Source organism: Corallococcus sp. AB011P (assembly GCF_003611605.1).
GTDB lineage: Bacteria > Myxococcota > Myxococcia > Myxococcales > Myxococcaceae > Corallococcus > Corallococcus coralloides.
The window spans coordinates 1,017,608-1,035,576 of the sequence record NZ_RAVX01000002.1 but is presented as its reverse complement, the minus strand read 5'-3'; the positions used below and the strand labels follow the sequence as shown (position 1 = coordinate 1,035,576).

At 70.0% G+C, this 17,969-nt stretch carries 14 protein-coding genes and 1 pseudogene; 9 read left to right on the top strand and 6 right to left on the bottom strand.

Annotation, left to right across the window (positions count from 1 at the left end; all coding sequences use genetic code 11):
- Positions 1–134: 134 nt before the first annotated feature.
- The 3 genes from D7X30_RS09490 (at position 135) to D7X30_RS09480 (ending at position 3,493) form a co-directional block, all read left to right on the top strand.
- On the top strand, positions 135–1,397 hold the full coding sequence (locus tag D7X30_RS09490) for a discoidin domain-containing protein (protein ID WP_120562497.1): 1,263 nt from the start codon (positions 135–137) through the stop codon (positions 1,395–1,397).
- Positions 1,398–1,550: 153 nt separating this feature from the next.
- Positions 1,551–2,981 (top strand): M20 family metallopeptidase, encoded by a 1,431-nt coding sequence (locus D7X30_RS09485; RefSeq protein ID WP_120562496.1) that lies wholly within the window; start codon positions 1,551–1,553, stop codon positions 2,979–2,981.
- Positions 2,982–3,073: 92 nt separating this feature from the next.
- Complete coding sequence (locus D7X30_RS09480) at positions 3,074–3,493, top strand: VOC family protein (RefSeq protein ID WP_120562495.1); 420 nt, start codon at positions 3,074–3,076, stop codon at positions 3,491–3,493.
- A 54-nt stretch (positions 3,494–3,547) separates the two neighbouring features.
- Here the strand turns inward: D7X30_RS09480 and D7X30_RS09475 are convergent, their stop codons facing one another.
- The 3 genes from D7X30_RS09475 to D7X30_RS09465 all read right to left on the bottom strand — a co-directional run bounded on the left by D7X30_RS09475 (position 3,548) and on the right by D7X30_RS09465 (position 7,030).
- Positions 3,548–5,170: a serine/threonine-protein kinase gene (locus D7X30_RS09475; RefSeq protein WP_120562494.1), complete on the bottom strand. Its 1,623-nt coding sequence runs from the start codon at positions 5,168–5,170 to the stop codon at positions 3,548–3,550.
- A 130-nt stretch (positions 5,171–5,300) separates the two neighbouring features.
- On the bottom strand, positions 5,301–6,062 hold the full coding sequence (locus D7X30_RS09470) for an ABC transporter permease (RefSeq protein ID WP_120562493.1): 762 nt from the start codon (positions 6,060–6,062) through the stop codon (positions 5,301–5,303).
- A 26-nt stretch (positions 6,063–6,088) separates the two neighbouring features.
- Entirely contained in the window at positions 6,089–7,030 is a 942-nt protein-coding gene (locus D7X30_RS09465; RefSeq protein ID WP_120562492.1) for an ABC transporter ATP-binding protein, read from the bottom strand.
- A gap of 190 nt (positions 7,031–7,220) precedes the next feature.
- Between D7X30_RS09465 and ettA the strand changes: the two genes are divergently transcribed.
- The 3 genes from ettA to D7X30_RS09450 all read left to right on the top strand — a co-directional run bounded on the left by ettA (position 7,221) and on the right by D7X30_RS09450 (position 11,241).
- Positions 7,221–8,900, top strand: coding sequence for an energy-dependent translational throttle protein EttA (gene ettA, locus D7X30_RS09460; protein ID WP_120562491.1), 1,680 nt, complete (start codon positions 7,221–7,223; stop codon positions 8,898–8,900).
- Positions 8,901–9,147: 247 nt separating this feature from the next.
- Complete coding sequence (locus D7X30_RS09455; protein ID WP_233591476.1) at positions 9,148–9,933, top strand: zinc metalloprotease; 786 nt, start codon at positions 9,148–9,150, stop codon at positions 9,931–9,933.
- Positions 9,934–10,080: 147 nt separating this feature from the next.
- Positions 10,081–11,241, top strand: coding sequence for an acetyl-CoA carboxylase biotin carboxylase subunit family protein (locus D7X30_RS09450; RefSeq protein ID WP_120562489.1), 1,161 nt, complete (start codon positions 10,081–10,083; stop codon positions 11,239–11,241).
- Between the two features lie 3 nt (positions 11,242–11,244).
- Here the strand turns inward: D7X30_RS09450 and D7X30_RS09445 are convergent, their stop codons facing one another.
- A complete protein-coding gene (locus tag D7X30_RS09445) occupies positions 11,245–11,823 on the bottom strand; it encodes a DUF2378 family protein (protein ID WP_233591475.1) in 579 nt (192 codons plus the stop codon).
- Between the two features lie 10 nt (positions 11,824–11,833).
- Positions 11,834–12,607 (bottom strand): alpha/beta hydrolase, encoded by a 774-nt coding sequence (locus tag D7X30_RS09440; RefSeq protein WP_120562487.1) that lies wholly within the window; start codon positions 12,605–12,607, stop codon positions 11,834–11,836.
- Between the two features lie 176 nt (positions 12,608–12,783).
- On the opposite strand from D7X30_RS09440, the gene D7X30_RS09435 reads away from it, so the two are divergent.
- The 3 genes and pseudogenes from D7X30_RS09435 to D7X30_RS09425 all read left to right on the top strand — a co-directional run.
- Positions 12,784–14,826: a hypothetical protein gene (locus D7X30_RS09435; RefSeq protein WP_233591474.1), complete on the top strand. Its 2,043-nt coding sequence runs from the start codon at positions 12,784–12,786 to the stop codon at positions 14,824–14,826.
- A 12-nt stretch (positions 14,827–14,838) separates the two neighbouring features.
- Positions 14,839–16,605: a lamin tail domain-containing protein gene (locus tag D7X30_RS09430; protein ID WP_370051376.1), complete on the top strand. Its 1,767-nt coding sequence runs from the start codon at positions 14,839–14,841 to the stop codon at positions 16,603–16,605.
- A pseudogene (locus tag D7X30_RS09425) lies at positions 16,602–17,039 on the top strand (thermonuclease family protein); the annotation flags it as partial. The gene D7X30_RS09430 and the pseudogene D7X30_RS09425, both read left to right, overlap by 4 nt.
- Positions 17,040–17,102: 63 nt before the next feature.
- Here D7X30_RS09425 and D7X30_RS42260 read toward each other — a convergent pair.
- The gene (locus tag D7X30_RS42260) at positions 17,103–17,810 is read right to left on the bottom strand and encodes a hypothetical protein (protein ID WP_199724233.1); all 708 of its coding nucleotides are present in this window, start codon (positions 17,808–17,810) and stop codon (positions 17,103–17,105) included.
- Positions 17,811–17,969: the final 159 nt, after the last annotated feature.

The window sequence follows — 17,969 nt, the reverse complement described above, 5'->3', positions numbered from 1 at the left end:
GACACTGTTTCACGCATGGCCCGTCACCCCGGAAGCAGGGGAGGCGGGCCGCCGTGTTTCCGGTCCGTGAAACAAACCCAGACAAGGAATGCCCTCGGGGCCAGGCCGGTACTCGGCCGCCAGGAGGAAGCACCTTGTCTCAATCTCATCCATCGCCGTGGAAGCGGCACGTCACCACCGCGAGCGCGCTCCTGCTGCTCGGGGCCGCCGCACCGGCGCTCGCCGCGTCGGGTTTCACCGCCGTCACCGCCAGTGGGAATGACGGCAACCTGCCGTCCGCCACCATCGACGGCAACCTCACCACGCGCTGGTCCAGCGACGGCGTGGGGCAGTGGCTCCGGGGCGACCTGGGCAGCGTGAAGTCGCTGTCCGCGGTGGACATCGCCTGGCACCGGGGCAACGAGCGGACCAACACGTTCGTCCTCGCCACGTCCACGGACGGCACCACCTGGTCCACGGCCGTGTCCACGACGTCGTCCGGCACCACCGCGAACTTCGAGCGCTACAGCTTCACCGCGCGCAACGCCCGCTACGTGCGCGTCACCGTCAACGGCAACTCCGTCAACACCTGGGCCAGCATCGCGGAGTGGGCCGCCATCACCGGCACCGACACGCCCACGTCCGGCAAGGACCGGTTCGGCGTCACCATGCTCTACGCCTCGAAGTCCGGGGGCGAGGCGTGGACGCTGGCGGACAACGCGCTGGCGGACGCGCGCTTCGACCCGCAGGACACCATCACCCGCAACAGCGACGGCTCCTGGAAGATGAAGGACAAGCAGGTGCGGATGAGCGTCTTCACGTCCACGGGCTACGACGACCGGAAGATTCCCACCTACGACCGGGACGTGCTCGCGAGCCGCGGCTACATGCAGGCGCCGAACGACTGGAAGAACATCGAGATGACCGGCTTCGTGAAGGTCAACGCGGTGGCCGACGTGAAGGACAACTTCGCGTGGTACGCGCGCGGCGGGAAGCACAACGACAAATACTCCGGCTGCGAGGGCAGCAGCTACAAGGCCGGCCTGCACTATGACGGCCGCGCCCGCTGGGAGAAGGAGACGTGGCACGTCTCCTACGACCAGACGCCCTACGTCACCGCCACCTCCGCGCTCAAGGGCCGCTGGGTGGGCTTCAAGGCCGTCATGCGCAACGTCACCGTCAGCGGCCAGACGGCAGTGAAGCTGGAGCTGTACGTCAACGAGAACGCGGACAAGGTGACGTGGAAGAAGGTCTACGACCACACGGACGCCGGCAGGTGGGGCGGTGATGCCCAGCACTGCGGCGGCGCCGTGCCGGCCGCGCCGATTACATGGGGAGGCCCCATCGCGGTGTTCCGCTGGGACAGCGCGACGGACGTGGACTTCAAGTGGCTGAGTGTCCGCGAAATCCAGCCCTGAACCCCGCGTGAAACCAGACCCGCACGCGGCCTGACGCAGGACGGCAGGCCGCGCGCCGGGCGGGCGGGGAGGCCTGGAGCGAGGGCCTCCGCCGCTCGGGAGACGGGGCTTTCCATCGACAGGGGGCGCCAGGGTGGGCAGCATGGCGCCGCCATGAACGTCGACCAAGCCCTCGCCTCGTCCGAGCGCATCTGGGAGCAGGAAATTGTCCCGGCGCTGGAGCGCTACATCCGCATCCCCAACAAGTCGCCCGCCTTCGACCCGGACTGGGTGAAGTCCGGCCACATGGAGCAGGCCGTCCAGCTCATCGCCGACTGGTGCCGCGCGCAGGCCACGCACCTGCCGGGGCTGACGGTGGAGGTGGTGCGGCTGAAGACGGCGGACGGCAAGGACCGCACGCCGGTCATCTACATGGAGGTGCCGGGCACGCGCGGCGACGACACCGTGCTGCTGTACGGCCACCTGGACAAGCAGCCGGAGATGACCGGCTGGCGTGAAGGCCTGACGCCGTGGACCCCCGTGCGCGAGGGCGACAAGCTCTACGGACGAGGCGGCGCGGATGACGGCTACTCCGCGTTCGCGTCGCTGTCCGCGCTGCGCCTGCTCAAGGAACAGGGCGTGCCGCACGCGCGCTGCGCCATCGTCATCGAGGCGTGCGAGGAGAGCGGCAGCTACGACCTGCCCGCGTACATCGAGGCGCTGGCGCCGCGCATCGGCAAGCCGTCGCTGGTGGTGTGCCTGGACTCGGGTTGCGCGAACTACGAGCAGCTCTGGATGACCACCAGCCTGCGCGGCATGGTGGCCGGCAACCTGCGCGTGGACATCCTCACGGAGGGTGTGCACTCCGGTGACGCGACGGGCGTGGTGGCGTCTTCGATGCGCATCATGCGGATGCTGCTGTCGCGCGTGGAGGATGAGGCCACGGGCCACATCAAGGTGCAGGCCCTTCACACGGAGATTCCGGAGGGCCGGCGCCAGCAGGCGAAGGCCGCCGCCCAGACGATGGGCGACGAGCTGTTCTCGAAGTTCCCCTGGGTGGAGGGCGCGAACCCGGTGACGACGGACGGCGAGGAGCTGGTGCTCAACCGCACCTGGCGGCCGGCGCTGGCGCTGACGGGCGTGGAGGGCGTGCCGGGCCTGGCGAGCGCGGGCAACGTGCTGCGCCCCTTCACGACGTGGAAGCTGTCCATGCGCATCCCGCCGCGCGTGGACCCCAAGGCGGCCGCGAAGGCGCTGAAGGAGACGCTGGAGAAGGATCCGCCGTACGGCGCGAAGGTGTCGTTCGAAGGCGACAAGGCGTCGGTGGGCTGGGACGCGCCGCCGCTGGCCGGCTGGCTGTCGAGCGCGGTGGAGTCCGCGTCCAGGGCGTGCTTCGGCAAGCCCGCGATGGCGATGGGCGAGGGTGGCACCATCCCGTTCATGGGCATGCTGGGTGAGCGCTTCCCGGAGGCGCAGTTCCTCATCACGGGCCTGCTGGGGCCGGGCAGCAACGCACACGGGCCCAATGAGTTCCTGCACATCCCCACGGGCAAGAAGCTGACCGCCGCGGTGGCGAGCGTCGTCGCCGACCACTTCAAGCGGTAGTGCCTCACCGGAGGACGGGGCCGTCCGCGCCCCGTCCTCCTTCCGAGCCTGCGAGCCTGCGAGCCTGCGAGCCTGTCCTTCCGGATCATTCCATGCCGAGCAAGCCCCGCCGCACCGGCCACGTCCGTTCGCAACCCCTCATCGCGGTGCGCGACGTGGAGGCGAGCAGCCGGTGGTACCAGGCGGTGCTCGGCTGCGAGAGCGGGCACGGCGGGCCCGAGTACGAGATGCTGCTGAACAACGGCGAGCTCGTGCTCCAGCTCCACGCGTGGGACCTGGATGAGCACGCGAACCTGATGGGGCCGGACTCGGCGCCAAAGGGCCACGGCGTGCTGCTCTGGTTCGAGACCACGGACTTCGACGCGTGCGTGGAGGCGGCGCAGGCGCTGAAGGTGGAGTGGGTGGAGGCGCCGCACGTGAACCCGAACTCGCGCCGCTGGGAGTTCTGGGCGAAGGACCCGGACGGCTACGTCGTCGTCGTGGCAGCGGAGTCGCGAGCGAAGCGCTCCTGACGCGCTTCACCCGGGCAGTGCTTGTCCGCCGGACCGGCGGCACGGAGCGGCGCCTCAGCGCCCCGTCTTGATGCCCAGCGAAGACCCGGACGGCGGCTTCTTCGGCTGGGGCGAGGGCCGCGCCGCCCGCTTCTGGAGCGCCACCGCCACCGCGGGCGCGTCCGCCGCGGACATCTGCCGCGTCACCGGCTCGTAGCCGTTGAGCGCGAGCGTCACCGCCACCGACGGCTCCCCGGGCACCAGCGGCAGCGCCACCGGCGTGATGCCGCGCTCCTCGCCCGCCACCTGCACCGTGGCGCCGGGCGGCTCGCTCGTCACCATCAGGCGCACCGGCTGGGGCGCCGTGTTCTGCTCGGGCGTCTCCGGCGGCGTGGGACGCGTGGGTGTCTCCGGCGTGCGTCCCTGCGCCTCATCCGGGGGCCGCGTGGCCACGACCGGGGGCGGCGTCACCGTCTCGGAGCCGCCGCGCACCAGCACCACCGCCGCGCCGCCCACCACCAGCGCCACGCCGCCCACCACGAAGGGCAGCCATGCGCGCCGCTTCGGAGGCTCCGGCATCAGGGCCGCGGTGTTCCGCGTCTTCTCCGGCTCCACGCGCGTGGGCGGACGGGACGGTGGCCCCACCAGCTTCGACGCACGCGAGCCGGCCTGCCCCCGCGCACCCGACGTGGGCATCCCGTCCCGCGAGGAGTTGGACTGAGAGTCCAGGTCCACGTCCTCGGCCAGTTGATCCAACTTCGCCGGGTCTGCTTCCGTGGCGATGCGGTCCGCGTACAGCTCCCGCAGGTACGCGGCCAGGTGCGCGCTGCTGGACGGCAGCCGCAGGTTGAGCGTCCAGTCCTCCAGCGCCAGGCGGAACGCGGCGCAGTCCGCGTAGCGGCCCTCCGGCGTGGGCGCCAGGGCCTTGAGGACAATCTCATCCAGGCCCGGCGGCAGCTTCGGGTTGAGCTGCGACGGCGGCGGCACCTGGCAGTCGCGCACCAGCCGCAGCGTCATCAGGTCCGTGTCGCCCTTGAAGAGGCGCATGCCGGTGAGCAGCTCCCACATCACGACACCGAGCGCGAACTGGTCGCTCCGGCCGTCCACCGCCATCCCGTTGGCCTGCTCCGGCGACATGTACGGGTACTTGCCCTTGAGCACGCCCGTCGCCGTCTGCTGACCGCTGGTGGCCGCCTTCGCCACGCCGAAGTCGATGACCTTCACGCCCCCGTCGAACCCGACGAGCACGTTCTGCGGCGACACGTCGCGGTGCACCAGCTTCAGCGGCTGGCCGTGCCCGTCCCTCGCACCGTGCGCGTAGGACAGCCCCGCCGCAGCGTCCGCGATGATTCGGACGACCAGGCCCACCGGCAGCGGGCGCTCCTGCTTGCGCGCGAAGCGGTCCAGCCGGCGCACGTCCTCACCCTGCACGTACTCCATGGCCAGGCAGTGCCGGCCCTCAATCTCCGAGAGGTCGAGGATGGTGATGAGGTTCGGGTGGGACAGCCGCGCCACCAGCCGCGCCTCGTCCAGGAACATCTCCAGGAACTCTTCGTCCTCGGCGAGGTGCGGCAAGATGAGCTTGAGGACGACCAGCCGCTCGAAGCCCGTCCCGTGCTCCCGGGCGAGGAACACCTGTCCCATTCCGCCCGAAGCGATTTTTCGAAGCAGCTCGTATTTCCCGAAGACCACCGCCATGGGTGTCCGGGAGGATACCGCGCTTTCTCACCGGGCGGGAAACAGCCGACCTCCAAAAAGACCGGGGTTCTGTCCAGCAGGGAGGGGCCCGCCTCCCTACCCGTTGAGGAGGCAGGCGGGCTACTGACGCCTAGGCCTTCATCTTGTAACCGGAGCGCAGCACCGCGTACGTGACGCCCGTCGCGACCGCCGCGGTGAGGGCGAGGATGGCCCCGCCCACGAGCGGTGAGAACAGGCCGCTGCCGAGCATGCCGTAGCGCAGCCCCTCCACCATGTAGACCATGGGGTTGAAGAGGCTGACGTGGTTCCACGGCGAGGGCAGCTCGCGCACCGAGTAGAAGACGCCGCCCAGGAACGTGAGCGGCAGCATCACGAAGGTGGGGAAGAAGTTGATCTGCTCGAACTTCTCCGCCCACACGGCGGCGAGCATGCCCAGCACGCTGAACACGTAGCTGGACAGCAAGAGGAAGTAGAGCGTCGCCAGCGGGTGCTCCAGGCTGAAGCCGGAGAACACCGCCGCCACCACCCAGGTGAGCAGGCCCACCACCAGGCCGCGCACCATGGCGCCGCCGATGAAGCCCACCATCAGCTCACCGGGCCCCAGCGGCGCCACCAGCAGGTCCACCACCGTGCCCTGGATCTTGGTGATGAACAGCGACGAGGAGCTGTTCAGGAACGCGTTGTTCGCGATGCCCAGGAACACGAGGCCCGGCACGATGAAGTGCAGGTACGGGTGGCCTTCCACCTCGTGGATGCGGCCCGAAATCGAATAGCCGAAGACGATGAAATACAGCGTGGTGCTGATGAGAGGCGATAGGACGGTCTGGCCCGGCACGCGCATGAAGCGCCGGACCTCCTTCGCGAACAGCGTCTGCATCCCGAGGACGTTCATGGGGTGTTTTTCGAAGGAGCGGGGTTTCAGGCGGCCTGCGAGGGGCGGCCACGGAGGATTTCGATGAGCACGTCTTCCAGGCGCGAGCGCCGCGTCTCCACCTCCGCGATGGGCAGCCCGTCCGCGTAGAGCGAGCGGAGCAGCTCACCGGAGGGCGCGCAGTTGTCGCGCTCTACGTAGGTGAGCGTGCGGCCGTCGGCGGAGAGGCTCGCGGCGAAGCGCGTGCCCGCGGCGGGCATGGCGGCCTGCGGTTCGGCGAAGGTCACGACGAGGCGCTTCTCTCCGAAGCGGCGCAGGAGCGCGGCCTTGTCCTCGGTCATGAGGAGGCGGCCCTCATTGATGATGCCCACGCGGTCCGCCAGCTCCTCCGCCTCTTCCAGGTAGTGCGTGGTGAGGACGATGGTGGTGCCCTCGCTGGCGATCTTCTTCACGTACGTCCACAGGTCGCGGCGCAGCTCCACGTCCACGCCCGCGGTGGGCTCGTCCAGGAACACGAGCTTGGGCTTGTGGACGAGCGCCTTGGCGATGAGCAGCCGGCGCTTCATGCCGCCGGACAGGGCGCGCGTGAGCGAGTCCTTCTTGGCCTGGAGGTTCAAGGCGGTGAGGACTTCATCGATGCGCGCGTCGTCGCGGGGCTGGCCGTAGTAGCCCTGCTGGATGCGCAGGGACTCGGCGACGGAGAAGAACGGGTCGAAGTTGATCTCCTGCGGCACGAGGCCGACCTGGTAGCGGGGCCCGGTGGGGTCCACGTCCAGGTCCTTGCCGAAGACCTTCATGGTGCCAGCGGACTTCTTCACCAGGCCGCACACACTGCCGATGAGGGTCGTCTTGCCGGCACCGTTGGGGCCCAGGAGGGCGAAGATTTCACCGGGGCGGATGGTGAGGTCCACGGCGTGGAGGGCAGTGAACTTTCCGTAGGCCTTGGAGAGGCCCTTCAGCTCCAGGGCGGGGGTCGTGGGCTCGGACATGGGGCGCTTCCTCTAACACCTTCGAATTGGGTTCGCTGGTCAGCGAGCAGGCGTTTTCGCTCCTGGACGCGTGACGCGCCCCGTCCAACCGGACACGGCGCGGACGCAGGCGCCTTGAGCCGGATGGGGCTCCCTGCTATCCGCTGGCCCCGCTCACGTCTTTTCGGCGAATCCCAGGAGGCCTTCCGCCATGGCCCAGAATTTCATCTTCACGATGCAGGACCTGCGCAAGGTCAAGAACGGCAAGGACATCCTCAAGGGCATCTACCTGTCCTTCTTCCCGGGCGCGAAGATTGGCGTGATTGGTCCCAACGGCTCCGGCAAGTCCACGCTCCTGCGCATCATGGCGGGGGTGGACACGGAGTTCTTCGGCATCGCGAAGCCGGACCCCACGGTGAAGGTGGGCTACCTGGCGCAGGAGCCGCAGCTCGACACGAAGCTGGACGTGAAGGGGAACGTGGAGCTGGGCCTGAAGGAGATCCGTCAGGCGCTGGACCGCTTCAATGAAGTCAGCGCGAAGTTCGCGGAGCCCATGGACGACGCGGCCATGGAGAAGCTGCTCGCCGAGCAGGGCAAGCTGCAGGACTTCATCGACTCCACGAACGGCTGGGAGCTGGACCGCACGCTGGAGATGGCGATGGACGCCCTGCGCCTGCCCCCGGGCGACGCGGACGTGACGAAGCTGTCCGGCGGTGAGAAGCGCCGCGTGGCGCTCTGCCGCATCCTCCTGGAGAAGCCGGACCTGCTGCTGCTGGACGAGCCCACCAACCACCTGGACGCGGAGAGCGTGGCGTGGCTGGAGCAGGCGCTGAAGGCATACACGGGGACCATCGTCTGCATCACGCACGACCGGTACTTCCTGGACAACGTGGCGGAGTGGATTCTGGAGCTGGACCGCGGCGAGGGGGTGCCCTGGAAGGGGAACTACTCCAGCTGGCTGGACCAGAAGCAGAAGCGGCTGGAGCTGGAGGAGAAGTCGGAGAGCCACCGTCAGAAGACGCTCAAGCGCGAGCTGGAGTGGGTGCGGGCGTCTCCGAAGGCGCGTCAGGCGAAGAGCAAGGCGCGCATCGCCGCGTACGAGGAGCTGTTCAACCAGTCGCAGCAGAAGCGGGACGTGACGGGCGAGGTGATGATTCCGCCGGGTCCGCCGCTGGGTGGGTTGGTGGTGGAGGCGAAGGGGCTGCGCAAGGCGTATGGGGACCGGCTGCTCATCGACGAGCTGAACTTCAAGCTGCCGCCGGGCGGCATCGTGGGTGTGATTGGCCCGAACGGCGCGGGCAAGACGACGCTGTTCCGGATGATGACGGGCACGGAGAAGCCGGACGCGGGCGAGCTGCGGATTGGCGAGTCGGTGGTGATGGCCTACGTGGACCAGAGCCGCGACTCGCTGGACGGTGAGCAGACGGTGTTCCAGGAGGTGAGCGGGGGGTTGGACCTCATCGACCTGGGCAAGGCGGGCACGGTGCCCAGCCGCGCGTACCTGTCGGGCTTCGCGTTCAAGGGCACGGATCAGCAGAAGCGGGTGAAGGACCTGTCCGGCGGCGAGCGCAACCGGCTGCACCTGGCGAAGATGCTCAAAGCCGGCGGCAACCTGCTGCTGTTGGACGAGCCCACGAACGACCTGGACGTGGAGACGCTGCGCAGCCTGGAGGACGCGCTCTTGAGCTTCGCGGGCTGCGCGGTGGTCATCAGCCACGACCGCTGGTTCCTGGACCGCATCGTCACGCACATCCTGGCGTTCGAAGGCGACAGCAAGGCGTTCTTCTTCGAGGGCAACTTCGAGGACTACGAAGCGGACAAGAAGAAGCGCCTGGGCCCGGACGCGCTGGAGCCGCACCGGATCCGCTACCGCCCGCTGACGAAGAGCTGAGATTGCCGTGTGCTGTGCTCCGCCCTGTGAGTGATTCCGGGGCGGAGGTGTCGTCGGGCTGTGGTGGCGCCAGGTGCGTGAGCCCAAGGTATCCTGGGCTCAAATGACACTTCATTCCATGATGGTCGGTCATGCCCTGGCGCTCCTGTCCGGAGCGTCCCACCCGGTCGACTCTGGCGTCTGTGCCGCCCCGGAGCCTGTACCTTCCTTTGTGGCGAAGTTCTCTCCCTCCGCCTCTGACTGCTCCATGGACTCGACCGTCCCCGGCCCTCAGTGGCTGCCTTTGACGGTGCGGCGCATCCCGGTGGTGGTCCATGTCGTCGCGGACAGTGCTTGCGCGAATGGCAATGTCTCGGACGCGCTGGTCCATAGCCAGATCGCGGTCCTCAATGAGGACTTCCGCGCGCTGGCGGGCACTCCAGGAGGCGGCGGGGTGGATAGCAAGATTGAGTTCTTCCTTGCCACCGTGGACCCCTTGGGCAACCCGACCACGGGCATCCAGCGCTATTGCAACACGACGTGGTACCAGGACACGGGCAGCTACTGGCTCAGCACCGCGTGGGATCCGACGCGCTACGTGAACATCTACACCAACAGCGCCGGCGGCTCGCGCGGGTACGTGCCCTTTCTCCCCGCGGAGCCCACGGGCGCCGTCGGTCAGCCGCAGGACCGGGTGGTCATCAACTGGCTGGCATTCGGACGGGTGGGGCCCGTCATGCCGTACCACAACGGCCGGACCGTCACGCACGAGGTGGGCCACTACCTGGGCCTGTTCCACACGTACTACTCGGGGTGCGGCACGGCCACCGCGCCGGACTGCTACACCACCGGCGACCGCATCTGCGACACCCCGCCCAATGCCACCTCCCACAAGGGATGCACCGCGGGAATCACGAGCTGCGGCGGCGTGCCGGTCCCCATCCAGAACTACATGGAGCTGACGGACGACGCCTGCATGACGGGCTTCAGCGCGGAGCAGGTGCAACGCATGCGCTGCACCCTGGCCACCTACCGCCCGGACCTGGCGCAGTAGCCCCGAGCCGAAGGAGGTGCTTGGACGCGCCTCCATCACGGCCCTCCGTGCGAGTGCCGCTGGTGGACACTGTTCCCCAGCGGGCTTCTAGGGCGCGGGCGGGGCCGCTATGGTCCACCCCAGCGGAGGACTCGCCCGCCAGGAGCCATGAACTTCGTCTTCATCTCCCCCCACTTCCCCTCCCAGTACTTCCACTTCGCCACCGCGCTGCGCGAGCGCGGCGTGACCGTGCTGGGCATCGGCGACACACCCTACGAGTCCCTGCGCCCGGAACTTCGCGAGTCCCTTCGCGAATACTTCTTCGTCCCCAGCCTCACCGACTACGACGCCCTCCTGCGCGCCACCGGCTACCTCACCTGGCGCCACGGCCGCATGGACCGCATCGAGTCCCTCAACGAGTCCTGGCTCGAAGTCGAAGCCCGGCTGCGCGAGGACTTCCATGTCGCGGGCCTCCAGCCCTCGGACATCCACAAGCTGCGCTCCAAGTCCGGCATGGCCGAGGTCTTCCACGCCTCCGGCGTCCCCCACCCGGACCTCCTGCGCGTGCGCGACGCGGACCAGGTGAAGGAGTTCGCATCCCGCGTGGGATATCCGCTCGTGCTCAAACCCGACGTGGGCGTGGGCGCCGCCCACACGTTCAAGGTCGCCAGCGACGCGGAGGTGGACGCCGCGCTCGCGCACCCGCTGCCCACGTCCTATGTCGCGCAGCCCTTCGTGCGCGGCACCATCGTCACCTACGACGGCATCGTGGACCGCCACGGCGTCATCGTCTTCAACCTCAGCCACGAATACAGCGACGGCGGCATGGAGACCGTCACCGAGCGGCGCGACATCTCCTTCTGGAGCCTCCAGCACATCCCCGCCGCGCTCGACGTGCTGGGCCGGCAGGTCGTCGCCGCGTTCGGCCTGCGCGAGCGCTGGTTCCACCTGGAGTTCTTCCGCCTGCCAGACGGCCGCTTCGTCGTGCTGGAGGCCAACCTCCGCCCGCCCGGCGGCTTCATGACGGACATGATGAACTACACGTGCGACATCGACGTGTACCGGCTCTATGCCCGCGTCGTGACCGGCGACCCGGTGGCGGACTTCCAGTACACGCCGCGCCACCACGTCTGCCACAGCGCCCGCCGTCACGGCCGGCGCTACAAGCACTCCCACTCGCAGATTGTCGAACGGCTGGGCAAGTCGCTGCTCGTGCACCGCGAGCTGCCGCCCATCTACCACTCGCTGCTGGGTGAAGAGATGTACCTCACGCGCCACACGGACCTCGAATCCATGCAGGACGCGGTGCGCTTCATCCAGGCGACGTGAGCGTCAGGGCTCCTGCGCCCAGGTGAGCGCGTACTCGGTGCGCTCCCCGTCGTCGTACAGCTTCGTCACGCGAGGCGCCTTCGCGCCACCCGCGGTCAGCATGGCCTCGAAGAGGGCCTCCACGTAGCCGGGCCCCTTGAGGCTCGAGTTGAAGTGCAGCTCGAAGTGCGCGGGGCCTCGCTCCACCAACGTCACCTCCGTGTAGTTGTCCGTGCCGCGCAGCACCTCCGGCATCCGCTGCACCATGCGCTGGGGCCCCAGCACGCGCATCACGCCCATCACCGCGCGGCCCAGCAGCGTGGCCCCGTAGCCCTCCACGTGCGCCCGGGCGAGCCGGGCGTAGCCCTCCGCCTTGGGCAGGCCCGGGTACACCTCTTCGACGACGATCTCCAGGCACCGCGCCCAGAGCGGCACGGGGTAGAGCGGCAACAGCGGCCGGTCCAGGTCCACGCCCGCCTGACGCAGCCGTTCCCGCAGGCGGGGGGACACCTGGCCTCTCAGGCCGTGCTGGAGCAGGCCTTCCACGACCTGCACGTAGACCTGCCGCTGTTCGGGCGGCACCGAGCGAGGCCGTCGTGTCACGGAAGGGGACTCACCCGAGCAGCCACTGCATGGCGCCCGGCAGCCGGCGCTGCCAGTCCTTCTCGTGGTGCTCGCCGCCGGGCTCCAGCACGAGCGACACCTCGTGGTCGCCGTAACCCAGGCCCTTGAGGTGATGGAAGAAGTCGCGCGTGCCCTGGCCGTAGTCCAGGGGCAGGCCGCCCGCGTGGATGTACTCCGTGGCGCCCGCGTCCAGGTAGATGCGCGTCCAGCGCTGGCTGTGCTCGCGCCACGCGTCGAACAGGCGGCCCTGGCTCCACATCACCGTGGGAGACAGCGCGCCAATGCGCCCGAACACCCGCGGGAACTTCCACCCCAGGTACAGCGAGATGAGCCCGCCCAGGGATGAACCCATCACGCCGGTCCACTCGCTGCCCTGGCGCGTGCGGTACGTCCGGTCGATGTACGGCTTGAGCTCCTCCACCAGGAAGCGCCCGTAGGCCTCGCCTCGCGCGGACACGCCGTTGCGCGGCTCGTCCCACGGCGAGTACTCCTGGAAGCGGCCGGGGCCCGAGTCCACCGCGACGATGATCCACGGCTCCATCCGCCCCGCCTGGACGCTCTCCTCCGCGACTCGGTTGGCGCACCACGTGTCGAAGACGGCGGACTCCGGATGGGCGAAGACGTTCTGCCCGTCGTGCATGTAGAGCACCGGGAAGCGGTGGTCCTGCCGGGAGTCGTAGGTGTCCGGCGTGTAGATGCGGACGGTGCGGTTGAACCCCTCCTGGGGAGAGGGGAAGTGGCGAAGGATGTGGACGTAGCCCATGCGCTGTTTCTGGGGCCGGACGGGACCGGCCTCGCGAGGATGTCACCGCAGCATAGCCGCACCGCCCCACGCCCACGTGGAGACGCGTGGACCGCCGTCCCTGGCCTGGACGGCGGGTCCGGGGAACGGATGGACCGCGCGTCGTGCCTTCTCTGTAGGGAAGGGTGGTCCCGCTCATGCAGAGGGCCCGCCGCGTGCGCTCCGTCCTCGTCTGCGTGTGGCTGTTCCTGCTGGGTCTGCCCTTCACGGCGCTCGCCGCGACCTATGAGGTAGAGCCAGAGGACACGGGAGAGCAGGCGCTGTTCGCGCTGAGGGAGGACGGCGCCATCACGGCGGAGACACTGTCCGCGCTGCTGGTGCTGCGGCGCTCGGGCGTGGATCCAGCGCATGCGTCGCGCGCCTCGCTCTATGCGTTGCCGGGACTGACGTACGCGCGCGTGGATGGGTTTACTGCTTCCGGGGGACTGACACCGGAGGAGCGGCGACGGCTGGCGCCCTTCCTGACGACCTCGACGCCGGAGCGGGTGACGGGCGATGCGCGGCTGCTGACGGCGTTCGCCGCGTCGGATCCGGTGCTTCCACCGCTGGCGCTCCAGGTGCGCGTGGCGGGACCGGAGGGCTGGCGCGTGGGACTGCTCACGTCCCTCACTCGGCGACGGCTGGGCTCGGTGCACCGGGATGCGAACCGGCGGGCGCTGGTGGCGGAGGCTCCCGGTGTGTCGGTGGTCGTGCCCAAGTTCCACGGTCAGTGGACGGGCGAGCGGGCCTCCGTGCTGGTGGGCTCGTACCGGCTGGGCTTCGGTCAGCGGCTGACGTTGGACACCACCGGACTGCCCACGCCGGACGGCTTCCTGCCTGACGACACCGTGCGAGTGCCGGGCGGCGTGGAGCGCTGGTGCTTCCTGGGAGAAGGTGCCTGCACCCCCGAGGAACGCGATGCGGACGTGACGCCGGACTTCCAGTGGGACGAAGGCTTCCGGGGCGTGGTGGGCACGGTGCGGACCTCTTCGGGGGTGTCCGTGACGGGCTTCGGTTCGTACCAGTCCCGCTCGCTGCTCTCGCATGCCCTGATGGAGCGGACGTCTTGCGAGGGCACTGCCTGCAAGGCGCCAGCGGTGTGGCTCGCGGGGACGGGCGCCCCCATGGGACGCGTGGTGTCGCGCACGCTGCCCGGCGTGTTCCACGAGTGGGCGGGAGGTGGCCACGCGGCGATGGCGTGGACCCGGCGGGCACAGGTCGGAATGACGGCGTGGGGCGCGCGGCCTGTGTGGAACGTGGAGGGCGCGACGCTCGATTTCCGCTCCACGGCGGGCTACCCGGCGGGCGGCGCTTTCGGCGCGGTGGGCGTGGATGGCGCGTGGGGGCTTGGGCCCGTGGACCTCTTCGTGGAAGCGGCGCGCACGTTCGATGCGACGCCGGGCGGAGGCGGTGGCTACGGCGCGCTTCAGCGCACGGTGGTGGCGGACACGTCGAAGGAACTGGAGCTGTCGCTGCGTGCCTACGGACGCGGCTTCGCCAATCCCTACACCGGCGCGATGTCCGGCCCGGACGAGCTGGAGGGCTCACGGGCGCGAAATGAAGTGGGCGCGCGCGTGCGCTACCTGCACCGCGTTGAGGGCGCGCTGCGGCTGCGCGGTGAGGTGGATGCTTGGACGTTGCCTGCCGACGGCGCGGCGGTGGGCAGCGCTGGCACGGTGAACCTGCGGGCCTCGGCCCGGGTGGACTGGCGGGCGCACGCGCTGTTCCAACCGTCGCTGTGGACCGAGTACCGGGACAAGGACGTCGGCGTGGCGGGGGACTGCTTCGACGGTTCGGGCGAGGACCCCTGCTCAGGGTCGCTCCTGCGCATCACGGCTCGGGTGAAGGCGGAGCTTCACGACGCCGTGTCCGTGGCCGCGCAGTACGCGCATGCCCGCGTGGATGATCCGGTGAACCGGGGCGTGCGTGAGGACGCGCACGCGGTGGTGGAAGCGCAGGTGCGGCCCTGTGACGCCGTGAGGCTGCGCGGCCGCGCCGTGTGGAAGGACGAGGACCTGTTGACGCGCAACCGGTTGGAGCAGGCCCTCCGGACCACGCTCGATGCGAGCTGGACGGCGGACGCCGTGACGACACGGGCCCGGTACGCGTGGGTCGTGGACTTGAAGGATGCGAGAGGTGCCCGGACGCCGCCGGATGCGCCCCGGCACCTGTTCGCGCTGGAAGTGGAGACGCGGTTCTGAAGGGAGCGGAGTGTGGCGGCTTGGGCAGTGCGGGGATGGGGCGTGCGGTTGGGATTGGGATGGGTGCTGGGATGGATGGGGGCGTGCGGACTGCCCACGTGGGAGGAGGAGCCAGCGGCCTGTGATGCGCTGGTGCCGGGGGACCTGGTCATCACGGAGTATCTCAACGACCCCGCGGGCGCGGACACGGGGAAGGAGTACGTGGAGCTCCACAACCCCACCGGGGAGACCGTGGACCTGCTGGGCGTCACGCTCTTCACCGCGCGCGACGAGGCGGCACAGGAGCGGGTCTACACGTTCACCACGGGCCTGCCGGTGGACGCAGGGGCCTTCGTCGTGCTGGGCGACGTGCGCGATGGGGCACTGCCCGAGCATGTGGACCAGACCTATGGGGATGCGCTCGGCGCGCTGGGGAACAGCGCGGGGCTCCTGGGCCTGCGGTGCGGGACGCGCGTGCTCGACTCGGTGGTGCTGGCCGCTCCAGTGAAGTCGGGCGCGGCCCGGACCTATGACGGCCGGTTCATGCCCGACGCGGAGGGTAACGACGACCTGGCGCGCTGGTGCGACGCGCTGGAGACCGAGCCGGGTGGAACGCGGGGCAGTCCGGGAAGCGCGAACGCGCCGTGTCCCGCGTTGGCGGATGGCGGCGTGCCCTCCGGAGACGGAGGCCGGAGCACGACGTGCCTGCCGCCGGGCGCGAGCGCTCCTCGGGACATCCAGCTCCCGCGACCCGGGGAGCTGATCATCACCGAGGTGATGGCCAACCCGCGAGGCGACGACACGGTGGGCGAGTGGCTGGAGGTCCGCGCCAACGTGCCCGTGGACCTCAATGGGCTGACGGTGGGGACAGACACGTCCGGTACACGCCTGGAATCGGAGCGCTGTCTGTCCCTCGCCGCTGGAGAGTCCGCGCTGCTCGCGCGAAGGCGGGAGCCGGAGGTGAACGGTGGTCTGCCGGAGCCGCTGGCCACGTTCTCCGTGGACCTTCGCAACGCGGGCGGCGGGGTCGCCATTCGCGCGGGCAGCGTGCTCATCGACAGCGCGCTGTATGGCCCGGCCCAGGACGGCGTGGCCACCCAGGTGTCCGCGCCGCTCACCGCCGATGCGAAGAGCAACGACGTCACGGCGTCCTGGTGCGCGGCCACGGAGGCCTACGGTGACAGGGGCAATCTGGGCACGCCGGGGCGGGCCAACCGCGCGTGCACTGGAGTGGACGCGGGCACGGCGCAGGCGGGCTGTATCGACCGGACCACGGGGCAGACCCGCGCGCTCCGGACTCCCACCGTGGGCTCCCTGGTGCTCACCGAATTCATGGCGGACCCCGCCGCCGTCCCGGATGCGCAGGGGGAATGGGTGGAGGTGCTCGCGCTGCGCGAGCTGGACCTCAACGGGGTGACGCTCGCCAACGAGTCGGGCAGCTCCGTCCTGGAGTCCCCGCTGTGCCTGTCGATGAAGGCCGGGAGCTTCGCGGTCCTCGCACGCGGCGATGACGCTTCACTCAATGGCGGGTTGCCCTCGGTGCTCGGCACGTTCGCGTTCGGCCTGGGCAACGGCGCGGGGGCGCATGTCCTCAAGCTGTCGGCGCAGGGCAGTGTTCTGGACTCGGTGGCCTTCACGAACGCCGCGAGCCCCGGCGTGTCGTCGCAGCTGGATGCACGCGTTCGGGACGCCACCGGTAACGACGTGGCCGGGGCCTTCTGTCCCACGCCCGCCGGTGTGAACGACGGCGCGGGCGACCGGGGCACCCCGGGCCGGGAGAACCGGACGTGCGCGCGATGACGCGGGGACTGGAGTGGCTGCTGCTGCTCACCGTCCTGTCCGCCTGTGGTGGCGGGGAAGGGGAGTGCGGCCCGAGCACGGGCGTGGTGACGAAGGTCATCGACGGGGACACGCTGGTGCTCCAGGACGGCGAGCGCATCCGCTATCTGCTCGCGGATACGCCGGAGACCACGAAGGGCCACGACGACTGCTTCGGCGAGGAGGCCGCGGCGTTCAACCGCTCGCTCGTGGAGGGCCGCACGGTGCGGCTGCGGGACGCGGAGGCGTGCACGGACCGCTACGGGCGGCGGCTCGCCTACGTGTCCGTGGACGGCCAGGACGTGAACGCGCTGCTCGTGCAACGGGGCTATGCGTGCACGCTGTTCATCCCGCCGGCCGGTGCCTCCCGGCGCGGCGAGTTCGAGGCCCTGGAGCTGGAGGCCCGGCGCGCCCGCCGGGGCCTGTGGGGCCGCTGCCCGGCGCCATGTCCTCGGGGACGGCGCCCGGCGGCGGCCACCCTACGGCAGCGTGTCCATCACCGCCCGGGCCAGCTCCGGCTCCAGCGGCCAGGCGGCCGGGCGGCGCGACGTGGTGAGGTCCAGCGTGCCGTCAGAGAGCCTCGCCCCGAAGGTGTCCCTCACCATCAGCCGCACCCTGCGCACCCGCTCCCGGAGCACGTCGCCCACGTCGGGCGTCGCGGCCAGCTTGGGCAGCACCTCGCCGGTGCGCTCGACGAGCCACGCCAGGGGCTGGATGTGGGCCTCCTGCTCCAGCTCCGCGGCCGTGCCGAACTCCGCCGTCACCTTCGTGCCCCATGCGCTGGACAGCCTGTCGGCCATCGCGGGCAGGTGGCGGCGCAGGTGCATGGGCGAGGACTCGGGCATCGACTTCGCGGGCGTGTCCAGCACCGTGGCGTCGTGCAGCGTGAGCGCCTCGATGACGCCGTCCGGTACGAACGTCACGTCCAGTCCCTCTCCGCGCGAACCGTAGCCGCCGGAGGTGATGAGCAGCACGCCGCGGCCCTGGCGGAACTCGCCGTACTCCCGGATGAGCCCCGTGACTTCACGCCCGCTGCGCAGGAACAGCGTCACCTGCGGCAGGTTCAGCGGCAGGCCCTCGTTGCGGCGGCGCATGAGGATGCTCATCGCCTCCAGCACCTCCCAGACGCTGCGCACGTGGCCCCGGGCCAGCGACTCCAGGGGATCCACCGCCTGGGTCGTGCTCATGACCGGCCCCCGCCCCTCTGGACCTGTACCTGGGTCCACGTCCTCGGGGGCAACCGCCCCGTCGCCAGCGCGTGCGCGCCCTGCTCGCCGGTCCTGCGTTCCGCGAATGACATGGCCTGCTGCCTCCCGTGTGCTTGGGAGTCAGTCTCCCCCAGGACC

Coding starts and splice junctions, on each gene's coding strand:
- D7X30_RS09485 (WP_120562496.1), top strand. CDS start 1,551: ATGAACGTCGACCAAGCCCTCGCCTCGTCCGAGCGCATCTGGGAGCAG.
- D7X30_RS09480 (WP_120562495.1), top strand. CDS start 3,074: ATGCCGAGCAAGCCCCGCCGCACCGGCCACGTCCGTTCGCAACCCCTC.
- D7X30_RS09475 (WP_120562494.1), bottom strand. CDS start 5,170: ATGGCGGTGGTCTTCGGGAAATACGAGCTGCTTCGAAAAATCGCTTCG.
- D7X30_RS09470 (WP_120562493.1), bottom strand. CDS start 6,062: ATGAACGTCCTCGGGATGCAGACGCTGTTCGCGAAGGAGGTCCGGCGC.
- D7X30_RS09465 (WP_120562492.1), bottom strand. CDS start 7,030: ATGTCCGAGCCCACGACCCCCGCCCTGGAGCTGAAGGGCCTCTCCAAG.
- ettA (WP_120562491.1), top strand. CDS start 7,221: ATGGCCCAGAATTTCATCTTCACGATGCAGGACCTGCGCAAGGTCAAG.
- D7X30_RS09455 (WP_233591476.1), top strand. CDS start 9,148: ATGGACTCGACCGTCCCCGGCCCTCAGTGGCTGCCTTTGACGGTGCGG.
- D7X30_RS09450 (WP_120562489.1), top strand. CDS start 10,081: ATGAACTTCGTCTTCATCTCCCCCCACTTCCCCTCCCAGTACTTCCAC.
- D7X30_RS09440 (WP_120562487.1), bottom strand. CDS start 12,607: ATGGGCTACGTCCACATCCTTCGCCACTTCCCCTCTCCCCAGGAGGGG.
- D7X30_RS09435 (WP_233591474.1), top strand. CDS start 12,784: ATGCAGAGGGCCCGCCGCGTGCGCTCCGTCCTCGTCTGCGTGTGGCTG.
- D7X30_RS42260 (WP_199724233.1), bottom strand. CDS start 17,810: ATGAGCACGACCCAGGCGGTGGATCCCCTGGAGTCGCTGGCCCGGGGC.